The sequence below is a fragment of the Bacillus toyonensis BCT-7112 genome (genome assembly GCF_000496285.1).
Classification (GTDB): Bacteria; Bacillota; Bacilli; order Bacillales; family Bacillaceae_G; genus Bacillus_A; species Bacillus_A toyonensis.
Genome location: NC_022781.1, coordinates 2022556 through 2044863 on the forward strand (window position 1 = coordinate 2022556; position 22308 = coordinate 2044863).

18 protein-coding genes and 1 pseudogene are annotated in these 22308 nt (G+C 37.8%); 3 read left to right on the top strand and 16 right to left on the bottom strand.

What is annotated here, in order from left to right:
- Window positions 1-45 precede the first annotated feature (45 nt).
- The 3 genes from BTOYO_RS10465 to BTOYO_RS10475 are packed head-to-tail and all read left to right on the top strand — an operon-like array spanning window position 46 to window position 4746.
- Window positions 46-2001, top strand: coding sequence for an FtsX-like permease family protein (locus BTOYO_RS10465; RefSeq protein ID WP_000144983.1), 1956 nt, complete (start codon window positions 46-48; stop codon window positions 1999-2001).
- 19 nt (window positions 2002-2020) lie between these two features.
- Window positions 2021-2773, top strand: a complete 753-nt coding sequence (locus BTOYO_RS10470) for an ABC transporter ATP-binding protein (protein WP_000393256.1) — start codon at window positions 2021-2023, stop codon at window positions 2771-2773.
- On the top strand, window positions 2770-4746 hold the full coding sequence (locus BTOYO_RS10475) for an FtsX-like permease family protein (protein ID WP_000144933.1): 1977 nt from the start codon (window positions 2770-2772) through the stop codon (window positions 4744-4746). The genes BTOYO_RS10470 and BTOYO_RS10475 overlap by 4 nt, the downstream gene beginning before the upstream one ends.
- A 50-nt stretch (window positions 4747-4796) precedes the next feature.
- On the opposite strand, the gene BTOYO_RS10480 is transcribed toward BTOYO_RS10475, so the two are convergent.
- The 16 genes and pseudogenes from BTOYO_RS10480 to BTOYO_RS10555 all read right to left on the bottom strand — a co-directional run bounded on the left by BTOYO_RS10480 (window position 4797) and on the right by BTOYO_RS10555 (window position 22115).
- Window positions 4797-4988 (bottom strand): YjcZ family sporulation protein, encoded by a 192-nt coding sequence (locus BTOYO_RS10480; protein ID WP_001290392.1) that lies wholly within the window; start codon window positions 4986-4988, stop codon window positions 4797-4799.
- Window positions 4989-5157: 169 nt separating this feature from the next.
- A pseudogene (gene gntP / locus BTOYO_RS10485) lies at window positions 5158-6482 on the bottom strand (gluconate permease GntP).
- Window positions 6483-6530: 48 nt separating this feature from the next.
- Complete coding sequence (locus tag BTOYO_RS10490; protein WP_000539290.1) at window positions 6531-7256, bottom strand: GntR family transcriptional regulator; 726 nt, start codon at window positions 7254-7256, stop codon at window positions 6531-6533.
- Window positions 7256-8272, bottom strand: a complete 1017-nt coding sequence (locus BTOYO_RS10495; RefSeq protein WP_001227503.1) for a sugar kinase — start codon at window positions 8270-8272, stop codon at window positions 7256-7258. Before BTOYO_RS10495 ends, BTOYO_RS10490 begins: the two co-directional genes overlap by 1 nt.
- On the bottom strand, window positions 8265-9020 hold the full coding sequence (gene dagF, locus BTOYO_RS10500) for a 2-dehydro-3-deoxy-phosphogluconate aldolase (protein ID WP_000181902.1): 756 nt from the start codon (window positions 9018-9020) through the stop codon (window positions 8265-8267). The genes BTOYO_RS10495 and dagF overlap by 8 nt, the downstream gene beginning before the upstream one ends.
- A 1-nt stretch (window position 9021) precedes the next feature.
- Window positions 9022-10125, bottom strand: coding sequence for a DgaE family pyridoxal phosphate-dependent ammonia lyase (locus tag BTOYO_RS10505; RefSeq protein ID WP_000510083.1), 1104 nt, complete (start codon window positions 10123-10125; stop codon window positions 9022-9024).
- Window positions 10103-11203, bottom strand: coding sequence for an amidohydrolase/deacetylase family metallohydrolase (locus BTOYO_RS10510; RefSeq protein ID WP_000139941.1), 1101 nt, complete (start codon window positions 11201-11203; stop codon window positions 10103-10105). Before BTOYO_RS10510 ends, BTOYO_RS10505 begins: the two co-directional genes overlap by 23 nt.
- A gap of 361 nt (window positions 11204-11564) precedes the next feature.
- Entirely contained in the window at window positions 11565-12425 is an 861-nt protein-coding gene (locus BTOYO_RS10515; protein ID WP_000759391.1) for a D-Ala-D-Ala carboxypeptidase VanY, read from the bottom strand.
- Between the two features lie 82 nt (window positions 12426-12507).
- Window positions 12508-13614 carry a sensor histidine kinase gene (locus BTOYO_RS10520; RefSeq protein WP_000002593.1) on the bottom strand — a complete coding sequence of 369 codons (1107 nt, stop codon included), beginning with the start codon at window positions 13612-13614 and terminating at the stop codon, window positions 12508-12510.
- Entirely contained in the window at window positions 13607-14305 is a 699-nt protein-coding gene (locus BTOYO_RS10525) for a response regulator transcription factor (protein WP_000822496.1), read from the bottom strand. The genes BTOYO_RS10520 and BTOYO_RS10525 overlap by 8 nt, the downstream gene beginning before the upstream one ends.
- A gap of 248 nt (window positions 14306-14553) precedes the next feature.
- On the bottom strand, window positions 14554-15660 hold the full coding sequence (menC, locus tag BTOYO_RS10530) for an o-succinylbenzoate synthase (protein ID WP_000403451.1): 1107 nt from the start codon (window positions 15658-15660) through the stop codon (window positions 14554-14556).
- Window positions 15661-17106, bottom strand: coding sequence for an o-succinylbenzoate--CoA ligase (locus BTOYO_RS10535; RefSeq protein ID WP_000449538.1), 1446 nt, complete (start codon window positions 17104-17106; stop codon window positions 15661-15663).
- A 166-nt stretch (window positions 17107-17272) separates the two neighbouring features.
- Window positions 17273-18091, bottom strand: a complete 819-nt coding sequence (menB, locus tag BTOYO_RS10540) for a 1,4-dihydroxy-2-naphthoyl-CoA synthase (protein ID WP_000963888.1) — start codon at window positions 18089-18091, stop codon at window positions 17273-17275.
- 69 nt (window positions 18092-18160) lie between these two features.
- Window positions 18161-18973: a 2-succinyl-6-hydroxy-2,4-cyclohexadiene-1-carboxylate synthase gene (gene menH, locus BTOYO_RS10545; RefSeq protein WP_000869221.1), complete on the bottom strand. Its 813-nt coding sequence runs from the start codon at window positions 18971-18973 to the stop codon at window positions 18161-18163.
- Entirely contained in the window at window positions 18970-20724 is a 1755-nt protein-coding gene (menD, locus tag BTOYO_RS10550; protein WP_001059232.1) for a 2-succinyl-5-enolpyruvyl-6-hydroxy-3-cyclohexene-1-carboxylic-acid synthase, read from the bottom strand. The genes menH and menD overlap by 4 nt, the downstream gene beginning before the upstream one ends.
- Complete coding sequence (locus BTOYO_RS10555) at window positions 20721-22115, bottom strand: isochorismate synthase (protein WP_000616760.1); 1395 nt, start codon at window positions 22113-22115, stop codon at window positions 20721-20723. The genes menD and BTOYO_RS10555 overlap by 4 nt, the downstream gene beginning before the upstream one ends.
- Window positions 22116-22308 lie beyond the last annotated feature (193 nt).

Consider the following 22308-nt stretch of genomic DNA (forward strand, 5'->3'; position numbering starts at 1 on the left):
CTCTTATATTCTTTTCCTCTTCACTCTATTAGGAGGTTTAGGTGAATGACTTTTTGGCAGTTTGCCTTTAAAAATGTAACAAGAAACGCCAGAGCTTATTTCGCCTATTTTGTAAGCAGTGCGTTTTCCATTGCTATTTTTTTCTCATTTGCAGTTTATTTATTTCATCCTAAATTGCATATGACAGACGTGAATTATGCTCTGAACATATTAATGACAATTTCAGAAGTTGTCATTGTGTTCTTTTCATTTTTCTTTTTACTCTATTCAATTGGTACATTTTTAAAGGTTCGTAAAAAACAATTTGGGATTTTAACAGTACTTGGTATATCTCAAAAACAATTAAAGCGACTCATATTTATAGAAAATATGCTGATTGGTGTTCTTTCTATATTTTTTGGTATTCAACTTGGACTTGTTTGTTCACAGTTCTTTTTACTAGTTACCGCCAAAATTACACATGTACCTGGTCTATATTTATATTGGCCGACAGGTGCTATCGTTTTAACTATAATAATCTTTCTTGGACTCTTCATTCTCGTATCATCTTTTACACCGATGCTAATCCGTACGAGAAAAGCTGTACGTCTTTTAAAAGAAGGAACAAAACAAAAAGAAAGAAAAGCATCCGTACTCATTTCTCTATTTGGTGCGATATGTTTAATATCTGGATATGTATTAGCAGCAAATCCTCTATATTTTATGTCGCTAGGCGACATCATTGGGCTTTTATATGCCGTCTCTAGTATATTTGTCATTCCATCGCTTATTGCAGCCGGAACATATTTTTTCTTTTCACAGATTAGTTTTTTACTTATTCGTATATTAAAAACACGAAGAAAGTTTTATATGAAACGAATTAATATGCTTTGGATTTCGGATTTAGCAACGCGCATTCGAACAAATATTAATATGCTATTTATAGTAGCAATGCTATCAACGCTCGCTTTTACAATGATTACATTCTTATATGGATTCGGGAAATTTACAAAGTTTGATGCGATTAGGCAAAACCCTTTCCCGTTTACGTATTTATCACATACTGAAAATACGTTAGCTGATGAACATTTAAACTGGTTAGAACAAAAATTTAATGAAGAGCACTTTACTTATACAAAATTTAAAACAGACATATATGAAGTATCTTCAGCTGAAGATAACGCGCAGCTCTATTATGCCATTAAACAAAGTGACTATAATGTACTTGCTAAGGCGTTAAATTGGGAGACTCTCTCGGTGAATAAGAATGAATCTTATATTCTTATGAAAGACTTAGACGATCAAGTTGTTGGAACAATTCATACTAAAGAAAAGAAAAATACTCTTACACTTGCTCAAAACAATTTACAACTACAAGTGAAAGAATATAAAAGTTATAACCCATTCCCAAACAGCTTAATATACCAATTGCTCATACTATCTGATGAAAATGTAGAAACATTATCCACCGTTTCAAAACAGATGAGTGTATATAACTTTAAAGTTAACGATTGGGAAGAAGCACATACTATCGGTTCAGCATTTATAACAAAAATTGATAACGACAATGCAGCTATTCAGGCAGAACATCCACCGTTTCATGCAAGTGAAGCAAGTGACTCTTTATACAACACGAAACTAAACGTTGCTTCATTCTTCTTAATCGGAACTTTTCTTGGTGTTATTTTCTTCATCGGTGCAGGCAGTGTTCTGTATTTCCGAATGTATACAGATTTAACAAATGAGCAAGAAAAGTATATAACGATTACAAAGATTGGATTAACAGCAGACGAAATGAAACAATCTGCTACAATCCAACTTGCGATTCTTTTCTTTGTCCCTTACATTATGGCATCCATCCATACGATGTTCGCGACAAAGATGCTACAAGAGATATTACATCTCTCGTTCTTCGCTGAAATTACAGTCGTACTTATGATTTTTGGAACGGTTGAAATTCTCTTTTTCCTTTTAATTCGTTCCTTTTATATGCAAAAATTATCACAACATATTAAGTTTTAAAAATAGAAAGGTGATTATTATGGAAGAAGTATTACACATAAAAAACGTCTCAAAAGTGTATGAAGGGAAAGTCCCTCATACTGCTTTAAAAAATATAAATTTACACGTAGATAAAGGTGAATTCGTCGCAATTATGGGGCCTTCTGGAAGTGGTAAATCTACGTTTTTAAACGTTATTTCTACAATTGATTCTCCTACTTCTGGAGAAGTCGTAATTAACGGCAAACAACCTCATACATTTCGTAGAGAAAAATTAGCAATTTTCCGCCGTCAAGAATTAGGATTTGTTTTCCAAAACTTTAACCTATTAGATACGTTAACGATTGGAGAAAATATCGTATTACCTTTAACGTTAGATAATGTTCCTTTAAAAGAAATGGACGAAAAGCTCGATAACATCTCAAAGAAACTTGGAATTGATCATATTTTGGACAAACGTATTTTTGAAGTTTCAGGAGGGCAAGCACAGCGTACTGCGGTAGCACGTGCTGTCATTCATCATCCGTCTCTTTTACTTGCGGATGAACCAACAGGAAACTTAGATTCAAAAGCAGCGATTGATGTAATGGAATTATTTACGAAATTAAACAAAGAAGAAGATGCAACGATTTTAATGGTTACGCATGATCCGTTTGCAGCAAGTTATTGTAACCGTGTTATTTTCATTAAAGATGGAGAGCTTTACAATGAACTGCATCGCGGATTGTATCGTGAGAAGTTTTATCAAGAAATATTAGATGTCCTAGCATTATTAGGAGGAAGACGTGGATGACATTTTGGCAATTCGCATTTAAAAATGTCTCGCGTAATTCTAAAGCATATTTCGCTTATTTTGTAAGTAGTGCTTTTTCTATTATGGTTTTCTTTTCATTTACTGTATATGCGTATCATCCGCGCTTACAAAGTGTACAAGGCTTTCAAGATCGGGATCCTCTAATGAACTTAGCTAGTACAGCACAGCTTGTGATTGTTATGTTCTCGTTCTTTTTTCTCTTATATTCAGTTGGAACATTTTTAAATGTACGGAAGCAGCAATTCGGGATACTCACCATTCTCGGTATCTCACAGAGACAATTAAAAAGACTGTTATTTACTGAAAATATGATAATCGGGATATTATCTATCTTTATCGGCATTCAAGGTGGACTTGTATTTTCTAACTTTTTCTTATTAGTCACTTCGAAATTAACAAGTGCAAAAGGTCTCTATTTATATTGGCCAACAGAAGCGATTATCGTTACAACCGTAACGTTTATCATTTTATTTTTAATTGTTTCTACGTTTACACCAATGTTTATTCGTACTCGAAAAACAACGCAGCTTATTAAGGGAGTTAACAAAAAGAAGAGCGAAAAAAAACCATCTATACTCATTTCACTATTTGCTTTAACTTGTTTAGGACTATGCTATTATATTGCCGGTTATCCGCAAGGCTACATAACGGAAAAAAATGTACAAAATGGGTCTGTATTCTTAATTATACTATCTATTTTACCGCTCGTAGTAGTTGGGACGTATTTGTTTTTTTCACAAACATTTCTTCTCTTTATCTATATTTTAAAGAAACGAAGAAAGTTTTATTTGAAACAAATAAATATGTTATGGATTTCAGATTTAGTTTCTCGTACCCGCAGTAATATTAATGTACTCTTTATCGTTTCTATGCTATCTGCACTTGCATTTACAATTATTATCGGGTTATTTGCTGCAAACAATCATACGAAAGCATCCATACTAGAACGATATCCAATACCATTCACCTATACATCAGAAGGTGTTAATGCATTTGAACAAAAGCATATTACTACGATTGAAACTGAACTTACAAATGCTAATTTTCAATATGACAAATATAAGTTTACCGTTTTAAAAGATACAGCTTCAAAAGAATCAATTTCCATTATGAAAATGAGTGATTATAACGCAATAGCAAAGCAATTAAACAGACCAGAAATCACTCTTGATTCTACACAAGTTTATAATATTTCTCGCTATTCACCAGCGTTATTAAATCTCGTGTCTAACCCATTTGCGAAGCAGGACACGATTACACTTGGCTCTAATAAAAAAGAATTTCAAATTAAAGGTTTTATTAATAGAGGAATTGAGCCTCCCTTTGCATTACCTCACTTAATTGTGATGCAAGATGAAGTAATTGAAAATATGATTCCTCATATTGAAACAATTACAGTTTATAACTACTTCGTGGAAAATTGGGAAAATGCAATTGTCCCAACAAAAAATATATTAAAAAGCTTAGATCATGATGCAGAAACCTTGTATGAAGCACATAAGGATGAAGAAGATTTCATTAAACCATTTCATATTTATACAGCTACGGATGAACTCGTTCATAGTAAAGGAAATGCGGTTGCTCAGTTCTTTATTTGGGCATTTCTCGGCTTTATTTTCTTTATCGGTGCGGCTAGTGTTTTATACTTCCGTATGTATAACGACTTAACGAATGAAAAACAAAAATACATTACGATTACAAAGCTTGGCTTAACTGAATCAGAAATGTTTCGCTCTGCAACGATTCAATTAGGAATTTTATTTTTCGTTCCTTACATCGTTGCTGGTGTTCACACGTTATTTGCGGTTAAGTTTTTACAAAGTATGTTTTCTTTTTCATTACTAAAAGAGACATGTATTGTACTCACCTTTTTCGGGATTATCGAGATCATTTTCTTCTTCTTAATCCGTTCTCTGTACATTAATAAATTATCACAACATATTAAAACGTGAATAAAATGGCCTTGTGCAATACGCACAAGGCCATTTTCAATAGTTTTTAATTAGCAGCAATATCCACCATAGCCGCCTGCATAACCGCCGTAACCACCATAACCACAACCGCCGCCTCCGCCGAAGCAGCTAGCACCGATGATAATTAATAAAATAAACAATACGATTAGAAGCGCAAAACCGCCGCCGCACCCATGTCTGCGGTTACAATCATCATGTCTGTGTTCACACTTTTCGCTCATTACTCTATTCCTCCTTTAGTATCATTCATAACAAGTTCACCTTGCTCTAAATGAGGGGATTCCATTTATAGTATGTTTTCAGGGCGAATAGGAAGCTTGGCTTACTTAAAAACGGGCTTGTTTTGGCAATTGGGCTTCATCAAAAAAAAGATACCTATTCAGGTATCTTTTAAAGAAACATATTCAACACAAGGGCAAAACCGAATGCAATAAATGATAACAATGTTTCCAGCACCGTCCACGTTTTAAACGTTTCCTTCACCGTCAAACCTAAATACTCTTTTACAAGCCAGAAGCCTGCATCATTTACGTGAGAAAACATTAGTGAACCTGCACCGGTTGCTATAACGAGCAATTCTAAATTTACACCAGACATGTGCTGAATAACTGGTGAAACAATTCCTGCTGCTGTCGTTAATGCTACTGTAGCTGATCCGGTCGCTATTCGAATTAATCCCGCTACCATGAAAGCTAAGACGATTGGTGATAACGATATATGTTCTGCCATTTGCGCAATCGCCGTTCCAACTCCACTTTCAATTAATATTTGTTTAAACCCACCACCTGCACCAATTATTAAAATAATTGAGCCTACAGGTAGTAAACTTTCATCTGTTAATTTTTTTATCATCTTTTTATTAATTCCTTGTTTGATGCCAAGTAAATAAAATGCTGCAAAACATGAAATAAGTAAAGCGATTACTGGACTTCCTATAAAGACTGAAAATTCAGTTATTTTTATTGGTAAAGAAATATACGGTGCAACTACTGATAAAATCATTAACACAACTGGCAGTAAAATAATAAAAACGAAACTTTACGACTTGGTAAATCGGTTGATACAGTCGTAACTCGAACAAGCTCCGGTTCATTTTCAGGTATAACCCTCTTATGTACCCACTTCGCAAATATCGGCCCTGCGATGATGGCTGTTGGTAACGCGATAATTAATGAATATAAAAGTACTTTTCCTAAGTTCGCATTATAAATCCCGATTGCAGTCATCGCACCTGGATGCGGAGGCACTAGCCCATGCACAATTGATAATCCAGCAATAACAGGTAACGCAATTAACAATATATTTTGCTTCGTCGTTTTTCGAATGGAAATAACAAGTGGTAATAAAATGACGATTCCCACTTCAAAAAAGACTGGAATCCCTATAACAAACCCTGCAAATAACATTGCCCAAGGTAATTTTTTTACGCCGAAAAATCGAATAAAGAAATCTGCAACTTGCATGCCTGCCCCTGAATCAGACATCATTTTCCCTAAGATAGTTCCAAGTGCCAAAATGCCAACTAAATGCCCTAGTACACTACCAACACCAGTTTCATAGGCAGCCACTATTTTCGTTAAGTTCAGTCCAGACATAATAGCTAAAAATAAACTAGCAACTGTTAAACTAATAAATGCATGCCATTTCCACCATGATACCCCTAAAATGACAATTGCGATCGCAAGTAACGTGACGATTAATAAGTATATATCCATCTCTCATTCCCCTTACTTTTATAAAAAAAGAGGGAAAATCCCTCTTTTTTATACGTCATAATTAACTACATAATGCTGCATTTCTGTATTGTAGTAGCCTTCGCTATATTCAATTACTTCGCCAACTTCATCGTAAGAATAGCGCATACGTTTTAATAACGCTGTCCCCTCTTTTTCACCTAACGATTCTGCAACGAAACTGGGCGCAAGTCCAACTGCGAATTCATCTCTGAAGTTTTCTAAATGTATACCTCGGTCTTCGACTAAATCATAAAGTGATTGTAAATCAAAGTCCGATAAGTCTGTACTTGCCATTTTCGCTGAGAAATAGTGCGTATAATGAATATATGGTGCATCATTTAACGTATATAAACGTTCAATACGAAAACTCTCTTTACCGAATAAGCGAAATGGCACTGTTCCTTCTTCATTATGAACGACTTCTGCCTTTAGCAATTTCTTTTGTACTTTATATCCTTCTTCCACTAACACTTCAGTAAATTTCTTACCCTTTGACAGTTTTGTCGCAGAAGTATTACGGATGACTTTCGTTCCTTTACCGCTCTTCTTTTCCAAATATCCTTCTTGAGCGAGTTCTTTAATCGCATTACGTACTGTAATTTTACTCACTTTGAACTCTTCCTCTAATTGTGGTTCAGAAGGAATATTCGTATGAATCGCATATACACCATGCAATATTCGATCACGAATAATATTTTTTATTTGTAAATATAATGGTCCTTTTTTTCTCGTTACGTTCACCGTTACACCCACTACCTTTCTACATCACCTACTGATGCCGTCATTGCCCGAAGTATATCCTTCTCTGATGACATTGGCGTATCACCGACGATTGTATGTGCAAGCATGCCAGCTGCTGACGCAAATGAAACAGCTTTCTCTGGTGCAAACTCTTCTATCTCGCCATGAATAATCCCGCTCGTATAAGCATCTCCAGCACCTATTCTATCATATACAGAAAACGTAAGTGTTTTTGCAAAAGTGAACGTCCCATCTTTACATATAAACCCGCACAGTGAATGTGTATTATCACCGTTAATAGAGCGATGTGTACCAGCAATTGTAGCGATATGATACGTTTTAGCGACCTTTGGAATGAGATCCATCAGCTGTGCCTCTCGCTCCGTCTCTTCTGTTTTCATTCCTAAAACAAACATCGCATCTTTTTCGTTCATCATAACGATATCAGCAAGTCCTAGCATTTCTTCATAATGCGGCTTTGCCTGTTCATATCCGTCTTCTCCCCAAAGTGATGGACGATAATTGCAATCAAAAACGACGGTTCCTCCGTTTTCTTTAACTGCTCTCGCTAAAGACTTCATATGATGGCGCACCGTATCATTCATCGCAAGTGTAATACCGCAAAAATGAACGATATCAATTTCCTTAGCAATTTCTTCAAATTGGTACATCTCTTCAGACGCCGTATTGAAGCTACTTTCTAGTCGATTCGAATACGTAACGCGGCTTGCACGTGCACCAAATCCATTTTCTAAAAAGTACATGCCGACATATTTGCCGCCCCTTGAAACAAGCGGAGTTTGCACACCTAACTTTTGAATGTATGATAATGCCGCATCTCCAACCGAATTTTCCGGTAAAGTTGAAATAAGAAGCCCTTCATGCCCTAAGTGAGAAAGTGCCGCTGCAACGTTCACACCTGTACCTGAAAATGAGTAATTTAGCGTGTTAGCTTGCGACAACAATTCATATCCAGGTACTTGCAGGCGCATCATTACTTCGCCGAACGCTGCAATTTTCTTACGCATATTGATCAACTAGCTTCTTCACGACTGCTAATAATTCACGCACATCTTCTACTTTCGTGTTACCAGTTTCTTTATCAATAATAGAAGAGTACACGTGCGGGATAACTTGCTCTACATTTGCCTCAAGTGCAATGCGTACAATTGTTTCAAAGTTCTCTTTATCAATTCCGCCTGTTGGCTCTAATGCGAATCCTTCTTCCGCACAAGCTTTCGCAACTGCGCGATATTCTTCTTCATGAGCTAAACCTTTCATTGGGAAGTATTTCAATGAATTTCCGCCCATATCACGTACAAGTGCGATCGCTGTTTTAATTGGAACGATTGCTTTTTCTTCCCCAGCTGCACTAATTGGGCCAGTAGAAATGTTTACGTAACCTACTTTTCCTGTCGGCGATACTAAACTATTAATCCAGCTATCTTTTTCGCCAAGATTTGCACGTGTCGCTCCAACTGAAGGGAACACTTGGTTAATATGGCTACCAGGATAATGCTTCGCAATTTCAGCCACAACTGCCGCTTGGCGATTATCTCCTGCTCCTAGTCCGATTGATACAGCATCCTCAATTTCTTTTCCGTATGCTTTCATCGCCGCAACTGCTTCTTCTACAGTCGGATAGTCTTTTGATAGCACACCGACTACTACATAACCTTCTGCTGCTTCAAAAATATCTTTCGCATTTTCTATATTGTTTGCCAATACATTTAATGCTACGCGGCCTTTATAAAAACGTTTTTGAATGTTTGTCATTTTAGTTTCCCCCTACAATTTCTCTCATTTTTTCTTCAATTACATGTATGTCATCACCTTGAAGTGGACGTGGATCGATATCAAAGAATCCTTGTCTTACTCCGTAATCACGTGTATAAATGGCAATTTCCCCTTCGCGTAATGCTGTCACAACATCTTTTGCTGATTTATTTAATTGTGTCTCGTTAATATGAATACGAGCTCTAAAGATTGCTCTTCCGGCTTCATCTTGAACGATCGTTACATTTACGCCGTTTAATTCTTTTAGCGGCATAAGTACTTGTAACAATTCTTTTTCTTGCTCGCTCTTATCTTCTTTTACCCCGTACTCATCAAGCGCTTGAAGTAAGCCAAATGTTGTTTCTTTCCCAACCTTCATACTTCTTCCGATGCAATGTAATTGCACTTTTAGCCACTCAATATACTTTCTTTTACCGCCCACAATACCAGAAGTAGGCCCTTCAATCGCCTTTGAACCACTATAAATGGCAAGGTCTGAATACTTCACATATTTTTGAATGTCTTCTTCAGCTGCCGCATCGACGATAAGCGGGATGTTATTTCGCTGCGCAACTTCCCATGCTTCTTCAACAGAAATCATATTTTTTTGTACTGCATGATGGGATTTCACATAAAGAATCGCCGCTGTATTTTCACCAATCGCATCTTCAATATGCTCTGCTTTCCCTTCATTTGCATAGCCAACTTCTACAAGTTTACCGCCGCCTAAGTAAATCATCGTTTCAACAGGGGCACCGTATTGAACGTTATGACCCTTTAACATAATCACTTCGTTTTTCGCGATTACTTCTTGATGAAGTCTTTCACTTTTACGGCGATTTCCTTCTGTAACGATACCAGCGATAGAAAGCGCAATTCCACTCGATGCTGAATTCACAACAACTGCTGCCTCTGACTCTAGAATTCTCGCAATATGGTCTCCTGCTTTATCTACTAAATCAGCAATTTCCACATAATTTTGTCCACCATGTTTCATTGCATCCATAACTGTATTTGCCGGAGCGGATACACCTAAAATACTCATTCTACCGCTCGCATTAATCACTCTTTTTAATCCATACTTAGCATTCAATGAATGACCCATTGATTACAACCCCTTTCGTATCAATCCTTCTTTCAGCAATGCGCTGATCCCCTTCTGAATCAATTAACGTAACCTTCTCATCTTTCACCGTAAATAAAGTTAAATTTGCAATATCGCCTTCTTGAATGCGGCCAAGCTCAGGTTTCTTAAGCCACTCTGCTGCATGTTTCGTAACCGCATCAATCACTTCTTCTAGCGGATAACCTAAGTAAAGGAATTTCGAAAGAACGTGAGCCATACTATACACTGGACCGTGTATACGGTTCTTCCGGTAAATATCTGTACTAATTGTATTAAGCGCAATACCGTAACGCTTCGCCGCTTCTGCTACTTTAAAAGAAAAACTAGCATTACCATGACCAACATCTAAATGTACGCCGCGATTCACTGCATCTAGTAACACAGGTAGCGGTTTGCCTTCTTCATCAAATAAATTATTTTCTTTCCCGTTTAAATAATGTGTAATGACATCATCTTTTTCTAAAAGAGGTACAACTTCCTCAATGCGAGGAGGCGCTGAACCGATATGTACCATAATTGGCAATGATGTTTCACGGGATAAATCACGCGCTATATGAAGTGGTTCAATTCCACTATCACAAACGACACTTTTACTCATTCTCGCCTTTAACCCAACGATTACATCTTTATACTTTTCTACTGCTTCTATTACTTTCTCTTTATCTATCCATTCCATATTGGATAATTCATCAATTCGTTTTAAACCGATGCGAGAAATATTTAAAAAGGCAAATAAATTCGTTTTTGCCTGCTCTCTACTTTTTACTAAATCTGCAATGCGATCAGCACCGCAGCTACCTGCATCAACAATTGTCGTTACCCCTTGCTTAACGCCAATTTCGTCCACCTCATCGCCATACGGATCAAACTCTGGAAAAGCATGAACGTGCAAATCAATCCAGCCACTTGATACGTAAGTACCTGAGTAATCAAGAACCTTTCCACCCTCACCAGCACCAGCTTTCGTCACCTGTGCGATTTTATTATTTTCAATTACAATGTCAATCTCTTCCCCGTTCACACGTTTCACATTACGTAGTACGAATCGTTCTGTCATTGTATTTCCACCCTTTTCTATAAGAAGCCATAAGAATACGCTTACATTAAAATTTCATTTTTCTTTATCTCTTTCACACATTTAGAGTAGCACAAAAAAAGGGAGAAGTAAATATAACGTTATAATGTTTAAAAGTAAATAAAAAGATGCTCCTCAAAATGCTGATAGTACAGGAAATTATATCAACGATTTTTCGAATATATCTATCATAACTTACAATATATCAACGATTTTTCAATTATATCTATCGTAACTCAAAATATATCAACGATTCGACAAGGAATATCGATTTACCGACAAAAAACGCCAATCCCTTTCTTATATACGAAAAGGCTGCTCCAAAACGGAACAACCTCTTTATCTATTCCTGAACCGTCACAATAACCCCATCCATATTGTTCCCCGAAATTTCATACTGCTTATTTACTGGGACATTTACGTTCATATTCTCTGAAACTTTATAATAAGAAACCGTATATTTCTTGCCTTCCACCTCAGTTGAAATTTCTTTTTCCTCTTTTAAGAACTCTAAATATTCCTCTAGCGTAAAATTCTTTTTTTGCATAATTGCGCTATGAGGTAAACCGACGTAACGTATATGCCATGGCTCATATTGAATGCCTGTAATGTTACTTTTATTTTTCGGGTAGCGTAATACAAAGCCATGCTTCCATACGTTCTCTTCCACCCACTTACCTTCAGGAGCCCTCTCCATTTTCTTTTGAGTAGACCCAACATCGAGTGATAATCCTAAATTATGCTCACTGTATCCTGCTGGGAGTGCATAATCTGATCCCATTTCTTTATATAATTTACTTTGTTCTTGAAAATCTCGGTACCCGCTACTCATTAGGAAATGCTGTACTCCATCTTTTCCAGCCGCATCGACAACGTTCAAAAACTTTTTTACAACACCCTTTGATAAGCGAAGGTTTCTATCAAATATTACATAACCTCTTACTAATTCACTATTATGATTTACATTTATAATATCAGACCTAATACTATCTTTTTTTACTGGGTAATCTTTATTAACTAATAGTAGATCCCCTTTATAAATTTGTTCTTTTGTAACCTCTACCTTTTCCATACTTGCAGTCTTTACTGCACTATTTTCCCCGCCGATTTTCACATCAATTTCCTTTTGAAATAACGGTGATATGTAAACGCCTACACAGATTGTGCATGCTATAAAAAAAGAAATAAATACCCACTTTTTCATTTCTAGTTCCTCCTTAACGTAACTTACGTATAGAATAGAAAAAACTATTAAAATAAAAAGTGGGGTAAAGTTTAAATTTTTATTAAATTGTTACGTTCTCGTCTTTTGGCAATCTCACTTCAAATAGCGTTCTAACTACATTACTTTCAGCAGAAATCGTACCGTTATGCTGCTCGACAATATTTTTTGCAATAAATAGTCCAAGGCCTGTCCCGCCACGGTTCTCGGTTCTCGCTTTATCACCTGTATAAAACATATCAAATAGATACGGTAAATCTTCTTCTGGAATGCTATCTCCGTAATTCATAACTTGCACGACAACTTCTCCATTATCGACATACCCATTCATATCAACAAATTGTCCATCATATCCGTATCGAACAGCATTTGTTAACAAGTTTTCAAATACTCTAGCTAACAATTTTCCATCACCGTGCATCGGTAAATGAGCATCAACATGCAATCTAGCTTCTAAATGATGTTTCTCTAATAACGGATATAATTCCTCTTCTAACTGTATAAGCAACTCACTTATATCAATAGGCTTTTTATCCAGCTTTAGCATGCCATAATTCATACGTGTAATTTCAAATAGCTCATCAATTAAACTTTCCAGCCTTTGTGATTTCGTATATGCAATCGTGGAAAAATGTTTAATTTGTTCCTTCGTCAAATTCTCATCTTTAAGAATTAAATCTAAATATCCTAACACGGATGTTAATGGCGTTCTTAAATCATGAGCTAAATTCACAACGAGCTGATCTTTACTACTTTCAGCAAAGTCGCCTCTTTCCACAGCTTCTTTTAACTTTTCACTCGCAACATTTATTTCGCGCGCGATATTTCCAAACTCATCATTTGATGAAACTTGAACTTTATTTGTAAAGTTACCGTTCGCAAGATGATGAATCCCATTAGAAATTTCATCAAAGTATTTTAAATACGGTTTTGTCAAAAAGAAGAAAAAGATAATAGATAACGGAATAAAGAAAATTAAAAAGAAGTTAATGTCCCCAAATTCCCTTACCATTGATCGAAATTGCGCTAAAGGCTCTTCGTAGCGAACCATCTTTTTATAATACAGCTGCAATCCTTTATAAATTATATAAGTTACAGTTGCTGCAAGCACCATACTTAACGCAAATAAGGCAATCATTTTAAAACGAAAGCTTTTCATCATGTTAGCCATTGAAAGTATAACCTACCCCCCACACTGTTTTTATTAACTTATCCTTTCTTTTATCTTCCCCAAGCTTTTTCCGTAACGTACGAATATGTACCATAACTGTATTTCCACCTTCATAATAATCATCTGCCCATACTTGCTGAAAAATATTTTCCACATTGTACACTTTCTTCGGATGACTCGCTAATAAATATAAAATGTCAAATTCTTTCGGTGTTAACTCAATTTGCTCTCCATATACATTTACCGTTCGGCGCTCAGGATCAATAATGACTCCGCCAATCTCTAAAGCAGACTTACTCTCCGCTACTTTCGGTTGATTTAACGTAAAAAACCTACGCAGTTGTGCATTTACACGTGCAACTAGTTCTATTGGTGTGAAAGGCTTTGTCATATAATCATCCGCACCTAGTACAAGACCTGTCACCTTATCGAAGTCAGATGTTTTCGCGCTTAAGAAAATAATCGGCATATGATATTTGGCGCGAATCTGTCTCGTCACTTCATACCCATCCATTTTCGGCATCATAATATCTAAAACGACTAAGTCAATTGACTGCGTTTCAATAATATGAATTGCCTCTTCCCCATCAGCTGCTTTCACAACGTGGTACCCTTCTTTTTCTAAATGTATCTCAATTAAATCAGCAATTTCTGCCTCATCATCAGCTATCAAAATTGAAATGCGCTTCATCTTACTCCCCCTTTATACGCTCGATTTTAAACTAGTCTATCCAATTTGTACAATACAAAAAAGGCTACCCGTTTGAGTAGCCTTAGTAAATGAAATTATATCGACCATAACTTGAATTATATCGGCGATTTTCCAATTATATCGACCGTAACTCGAATTATATCAGCGATTATTGAAATATATCGACTTACCGACAATTAACGACAAAACCCTCTCGCTATTTGCGGACAGCCTAACGAAACTTCCATTTACCGCTCAAACACAATCCGCTGCTTCGTGATTTCATCCAGTCTCCCACGATCTACTTCATACTCAGCTTCAACACTTTGCGGTACAATCACTTTCCCGCCCTTAAGCATCACTTCCGGCGAAATAATATCCTGCTCCCAATGTCGACTAGAAGCGGATATATCACCAGGAATCGTAAAGTTCGGCAATGAAGCAAGCGCAACGTTTTGTGCTCGTGATATCCCCATCTCTACCATACCACCGCACCAAACGGGTATGTTATGCTCCATGCAATAATTATGGATTTGAATAGATTCTGTTAATCCGCCCACTCGCCCTGGTTTAATGTTAACGATGCGGCAACTACCAAGCGTAATCGCAACGCGCGCGTCTTCTAAACTATGGATGCTTTCGTCTAAACAAATCGGCGTTTCAATTTTCTTTTGCAGCTGTGCATGATCAAGAAAATCGTAATCCGCTAGCGGTTGTTCAATCATCAGCAATTGAAATTCATCTAGTCGTTTCAGTCTCTCCGTATCCGCTAATGTATAGGCTGAATTTGCATCAGCCATTAACGGGATATTCGGAAACTCTTTACGAATTTCTTTCAATAATTCGTAATCATGCTCTGGCTTTATTTTCACTTTAAAACGCTCGTATCCTTCTTCCGCGTACTTCTCGATTTGTTTTAGCATAACCGGAATCGTATTGATCCCGATTACAACGCCGACCTCAATTTCAGACTTCGTTCCGCCAAGCAATGTCGCTAGCGGTTTCTTTTGACGCGTCGCATATAAATCCCAAACAGCCCCTTCTATTCCGGCCTTTGCCATTCGGTTTCTCTTTATATGCTGGAACAAACTCGGCACTTCATTCGGATGAGAAATTTCAGTTTCCAATAAATCCGGTATTAAAAAATCCTGAAGTACATGCAGTGCTGTCTTCACCGTTTCTTCCGTATACCACGGTTCAGAAAAAGCAACGACTTCACCAAAACCAACGTATCCATCTTTATCTTCTAATTCAACGACGATACTCTCACGCCTTTCGTAAGTTCCGTAGCTTGCAGCAAACGGGATTACGAGTGGCATTTCCGTTATATAAAGTGTCACTTTTTTTATCTCCACCTACATCTCCTCCACTAATTGTCTTAACTCTCGTCTTAACAATTTTTTCGAAGCGTTTCGTGGTAATTCCTCTAAGAAACACACTTTCTTCGGCACTTTATATTTCGCTAATTTCTCCTCGCAAAAATGAAGAATTTCTTCTTCTGTTACCTCTCCGCTTTTTACAACAAAAGCAGCTGGCACTTGTCCCCAACTTTCGTCAGCCATACCGACAACACCGCCTTCTGCTACTGCAGGATGAGATAGTAACACTTCTTCAATTTGAGCTGGATATATATTTTCTCCCCCAGAAATAATTAAATCACTGCGGCGGTCTAATACGTATAAAAATCCTTCTTCATCTAAATAACCGAGGTCACCAGTATAAAGCCAGCCATTTTGAATTGTTTCACGCGTCGCATCTTCACGGTTAAAATAGCCACCTGTTACGTTCGGTCCTTTTACAACAATTTCTCCTTCAGCATGTGGAGGCACTACTACGCCGTCTTTTTCAATACGAAGCTGACATTGGAATAGTGGTTTTCCAGCTGATCCTACTTTCGTTAACATGTAATCTGCTGATAACGTACAAATTTGCGAAGACGTTTCTGTCATACCGTACGTTTGATACACAGGAATTCCTTTTTCTACACACGTTTCTAATAACGATTTCGGCGCTGGCCCTCCGCCTAGTAACATGCATCGTAAAGAAGAGGGATATGTCTCTTCTCCAAGTCGCTCTAAAAGATCTGTTAACATTTTAGAAACGACAGAAATAATCGTAACGCCTCTCGTTTGAAGTGCTTCATGAATAAAATTAGCATCATATTTCGGAACGAGTAAAATGCGCATACCGTACATAATATTTTTCATTAACAGAGATAGCCCGCCAACGTGGAACATCGGCATACAAGCTAACCAGCAATCATCATCACGAAGCCCTAAATTAAGCGAAGAACCGACTGCGCTTGCCCAATGATTACCGTACGTTAAAATAACGCCTTTCGGCTTCCCTGTCGTCCCAGACGTATAAATAATTGTCATCGCTTCTTCTAAAGAGAATTCTTCCTGTATAGATGCTTCTGCCTTCGATCCATTCATCACTTCAGCAAATGAATATACAGGAACATCTGTAGTCTCAAAATCTTGATCCGTCACTAAACAAACAACTTCAGCATCATCCATTTGCCAAAGTAGCTCTTCTCTTGAAAGACGCGTATTTAAAAGTACAGCTACTGCACCTACGTAAGATAGGGCGTGAATAACTGTAATCATCTCCATACCATTTTTCATCAGAACAGCCACCTTTTGTCCACGCTTCACTCCAACATGCGTGAGACGTTCACAAACAGATACTACTTTTTCATGCAGCTGCATAAAAGTAACCTTTTCATCCTCTATTTCAATTGCAGTGCGATCTGGTGTTAAAAATGCACGTTGCTTTAACCAATTTGGCATAGTTTCCATCATACATTCTCCTTTCCTGAAAGAAAGAGACTTGATATGACATCAAGTCTCTTAGTTGTTTTGTTTCCGGTTGATTCCATCTAGCTACAGCGGCTAGAACAGTCGGTCGTTTCACGCCTTCCTACGCCCTCTTGTTCTAAGCAAGCCGCTTTCGCTTTTGGTTTGATCACGGGAAACGAGGGAATTGACCGAAGTCCGGACTGCGTTTTTCTTTGAATGCGTCGCGACCTTCTTTTGCTTCGTCAGTTGTGTAGTACAATAACGTTGCATCTCCAGCTAGTTGTTGAATACCAGCTAGACCGTCTGTGTCTGCGTTGAATGCAGCTTTTAGGAAACGAAGTGCCATTGGGCTGTTTGCTAAAATTTCTTGTGCCCATTGTACTGTTTCTGCTTCAAGCTCTTCTAATGGTACTACTGTGTTTACTAAGCCCATATCAAGCGCTTCCTGTGCACTATATTGACGACATAAGTACCAAATTTCGCGAGCTTTCTTGTGGCCTACCATACGAGCTAAGTAACCAGCTCCGTATCCACCGTCAAAGCTTCCTACTTTAGGACCTGTTTGTCCGAATACAGCGTTGTCTGCAGCGATTGTTAAGTCACATACGATATGAAGTACGTGTCCTCCACCGATTGCATAACCTGCTACCATTGCGATAACTGGTTTAGGAATTGCGCGAATTAGACGTTGTAAGTCTAATACGTTTAGACGTGGGATTTGGTCGTCACCTACATATCCACCATGACCGCGAACTTTTTGGTCGCCGCCAGAACAGAATGCACGTCCACCTTCACCTGTTAAAATGATAACGCCAACATTTGCATCATCACGAGCGTGTGCAAAAGCGTTGATTAACTCCATTACCGTTTTAGGACGGAATGCGTTATGTACTTCAGGGCGGTTAATCGAAATCTTTGCGATACCATTGTATGTTGAATAAATAATATCTTCGTAATTGCCTTCTTTTACCCATTCAATAGCCATTACAACTACCTCCTTGTATATTTCTGATCTCCTCTATAAGTGTAGCTTCCCTCTTAGGTGAAAAAAGCATCACTGCATAGTTTTTAGAAATCCCTTTACTATTGTATCAAACTTTTCCGGTTGTTCCACATGAATTGCATGGCCAGCACCATCAATTTTGACAAATTTCGCGTCAGAGACGCATTTTTCGATATTTTTTAATATGCGAAAGAACTTTTCATCATGCTCACCGTTCACTAAAAGAACAGGCATTTTTAAGTTTTGTAGCTCATTCCACCATGAAGGCTGAGCCCCTGTTCCCATGCCTCGCAAGCTATTTGCAAGTCCTTTTGGATTGTTAGCAAGTCGTTCTTTTCGCACTGCTTCTTGTACCTTTTCTGCTAAACGTTTTTGCGTTTCGAACAGCGGAATATTTTCCCACATCGATATAAAGCTTCGGGTGCCTTCTCGCTCAATTTTATGAGCAAGTCGCTCATCTTTTTCACGACGTTCTTTTCTAGCCTCTTCACTTTCAAGCCCAGCTGTACAATTTTCTAATAAAAGAGAACGTACATATTCTGGATATAGGCATGCCATCGTAATCGCCAGCCTACCGCCCATTGAATAGCCGAGTATGTGCGCTTTTTCAATATGAAGGTAATCTAGCAGCTCTTTCATTTGTAATGCCGCATTTTGAATATCATAATGCGGCACAGCTTCAGGACTTTCCGTTTTTCCGTGCCCAACAATGTCTACTAAAATGACTTGAAATTTCTCGCTCCAAGAAGGAACGAAAGAACGCCACGTTTCCATGCTTCCCGTAAAACCATGAAGAAGTAGAAGTGGTTCACCGCTTCCGACTACTTCATATTCATACGATACACCTTGCAGCGTTACTTTCATCGTGATTCACCTTGTAAAGATGTAGTAATTACGTCCATCGTTTTTGCCCATAATGTACGGTGCAATGTTAAGTTCTCATCACGATTCGTACAAATTTCCACAACGTGTAAACCTTCCGCCCTTGTTCCCTTTTGTACCTCTTCTCGGAATTGCTCCCAACCATTTACACGGCTAAATGAACCACCGTACATTTTAACAACGTGTTCATAATCAAGCCCAATCGGTGTTCCAAATAATGATTCAAAATGTTCCTTTTTCTCATACTGTGGTAAGAATGAGAAAATACCCCCGCCATCATTATTTACAACGACAATTGTTATGTTTAATTCATGTAATTTCGCTGCTAACAGTCCATTTAAATCGTGATAAAATGATAAATCACCAATCACTAATACGAGCGGATCGCAAATAATGCTCGCGCCTAAAGCTGTTGAAATGATTCCATCGATACCATTTACACCGCGATTTGCCATCACCTGAATGTTTTTATTTGATGTGAAGAAGAATGAATCTGTATCACGAATTGGCATACTATTACTCGCAAATAACGTTGCCCCATCTGGTAATACGCGTACAATATCCGTAATAACCTTTCCTTCAAATGCCGTTTCATATGTTTCCATTTCACGAAGCGTTTCCTTCGTTATTTCGTTTATATGTTGCCACATTCCGAACCAATCATTCTTTTTCATAGCTGGCATTTTTTCTATTAATGCACTACAAAATGCAATATCATTTGCCTGTACAACTTCTGTCGCAACAAGAGCTGGATCTCTCCATTGTCCGGATTCATCGACAACGATATGAACGGCTTTCGTCTGTTTTTTAATAAACTGCGTTAATGCTTTCGAAACAGGCATACCACCAAAGCGAATCATAACTTCTGGCTTCCACGTTTCTTTTAACAACTCATTTCGTAAAAATGTATCGTAACAGTCGATTACCATCGTTTTATCGTGATTTCCGCTACGAATGTTAGAAAGTGGATCCGCTAATATTGGATATCCTGTTTTTTCAGCTAATTGTGCTGCAAACGCTGCGATTTCTGAATGACTATCATCTCCACAAATAATAAGCCCCTTTTCCATATGTGAAAGGCGCCTTACAAGAGAATCTACATATTCACTCGGCATCACCGCGTTCCCTTGCTGAACTACTCCTGTATATTCCCCGCGTCCTTTATCCCATAAACTTTCTAATGAAAAGTCCGGGATAAGCGGTTCACGCACTGGAAAATTAAGATGAACAGGTCCTTGCGGCGTTAAAAGTGCGCTTGCTATCATGCGCTGCGTCGTCATGCGAGCATAATGATACATCGCCTCACTCGCTTCTGGAATTGCCATCTCTGTAAATTGCTTCACAAACGTACCGTATAAATTAATTTGATTCATCGCTTGTGGCGCACCGACATCTCTTAATTCATGCGGTCTATCTGCCGTTAAGACGATAAGCGGCACTCGTGAATGAAAAGCTTCACATACAGCTGGGTAATAGTTCGCCGCTGCCGTTCCTGACGTACATAATAATGCAACAGGACGTTTTTTTGCTTTTGCGATACCAAGCGCAAAAAATCCTGCTGATCTTTCATCTACGTGTAAATATGTGTTCATTCCTTCATGTTGTTCCATTAGTAAAGCAATCGGCGTTGACCGTGAGCCTGGACTAATGACAACATCACATACATTTAGACGCGTCAGTTCATCCACGAACGCGCCTAAATAATATGATAATGCTTCTATATGATTGTTCATTTCATTAATTCCTCCAAAGCACCAAGCATCGGTCTAAACTTCAAACTTGTTTCTTCATATTCAAGTTGCGGTACAGAATCAATTACAATCCCACAACCGGCAAATAAGGATGCTTTCTCGCCATTTAATAATCCGCAGCGAAGCGCAACCGCAAATTCACCATTTCCTTCATCATCTATCCACCCAATCGGTGCACCGTACAATCCTCTGTCTAACAATTCCACATCACGAATGAGCTTCATCGCTTCCAAACGAGGTGTCCCGCCAAGAGCTGGTGTTGGATGTAATTCTTCTACCATTGTTAAAAGACTCACATCACCTTTTGCTTCTACAGGCGTATATAAATGAATTAAGTTTTTTGTTGTTAATAAACCCGGACTTTCCGGAATATTAACGACGTTGCAATGCTCATTTAATACACCGCGAATCATGTTCACTACATAACCATGTTCAGCTAAATTCTTTTCATCATGAAGAAGCGCATTACCATTTTGTTTACTTTCTTCTATAGAATGACCATGACCGATTGAACCAGCAAGACACATCGACGTAAACTTCTCATCTTCTTTGCGAATTAATCTCTCTGGCGTCGCTCCTAGGAAACATGCTCCTTTATAATCAAAAGAAAATACGTAACAATCCGGTTGCCCAATGCGAAGCGCTTCTAAAACAAGAGCAGAATCAATAGAATGATTCACCTCTACTTTTAACTCCCTCGCTAATACAACCTTCTGCACGTTACCCTGCTTCATCTCATCTTGCACTTTCTCAATTGCTTTCATCCAGCCTTTCGGATCAACTTCTACTTTAGAAGTAACAATTAATTTCGATCCTTCTAGCGCACATTTACTCTCCCCCAAAATTTTCTCTTCTAAAGAAATCATTTCGTTATAAAGAGTTTCTGCACAATCTGTTTCTGAAACAAATGTATTCATCGTTAACCACGCTTTTTCATTTTTTACAGTTAATAAAAATGCGGGTAGTGAAAATGTTGTATCTTTAAATTCTTTCCATAGGTCTGTTTTCTCTTTTTCTGGATCAAATGAAAACCCACCAAATAAAAGAGGACCTGTTCCAAATTCATATTCATCTCTTTGCACAAATGCATTCTCTTTTACTTTCTCCCACTCATCACGAGCAGTTTGAAAGCGCTTATGAGAAGAATTTGCTATAGTGAAAACAGAGCCAATTCCTGCAAATATTACATGCTGAGCTGGGTCTGCAAAATAACATCTATTTTCGAATGAAGTCCTTTTTCCTGCTGCATAAAACAGAAGTGGATCCACCCAGTCTATTTGTTTGACAAAACTAACTAATGTTTTTTCATTCTTTACACGCTTAATGGCCGCACTAAGAACTTCTTGCAAGCCTTTTTGTTTCGTTTGAATCACAATTGTCTCCCCCCTATGGGCGAAAAATAGTCATAATTACGCTTGATTTTAAGATACACCTCAAACGAAAGGCCTGTCAACGTTTAGCATTTCTGAGAAATTCACCTTCTCTTCCTAGAAAATAAACGTTGACACTAAATGATGCTTTTTCTACACTTAATTGTGTACAATATGTGACCTAAGGAGGATTCAA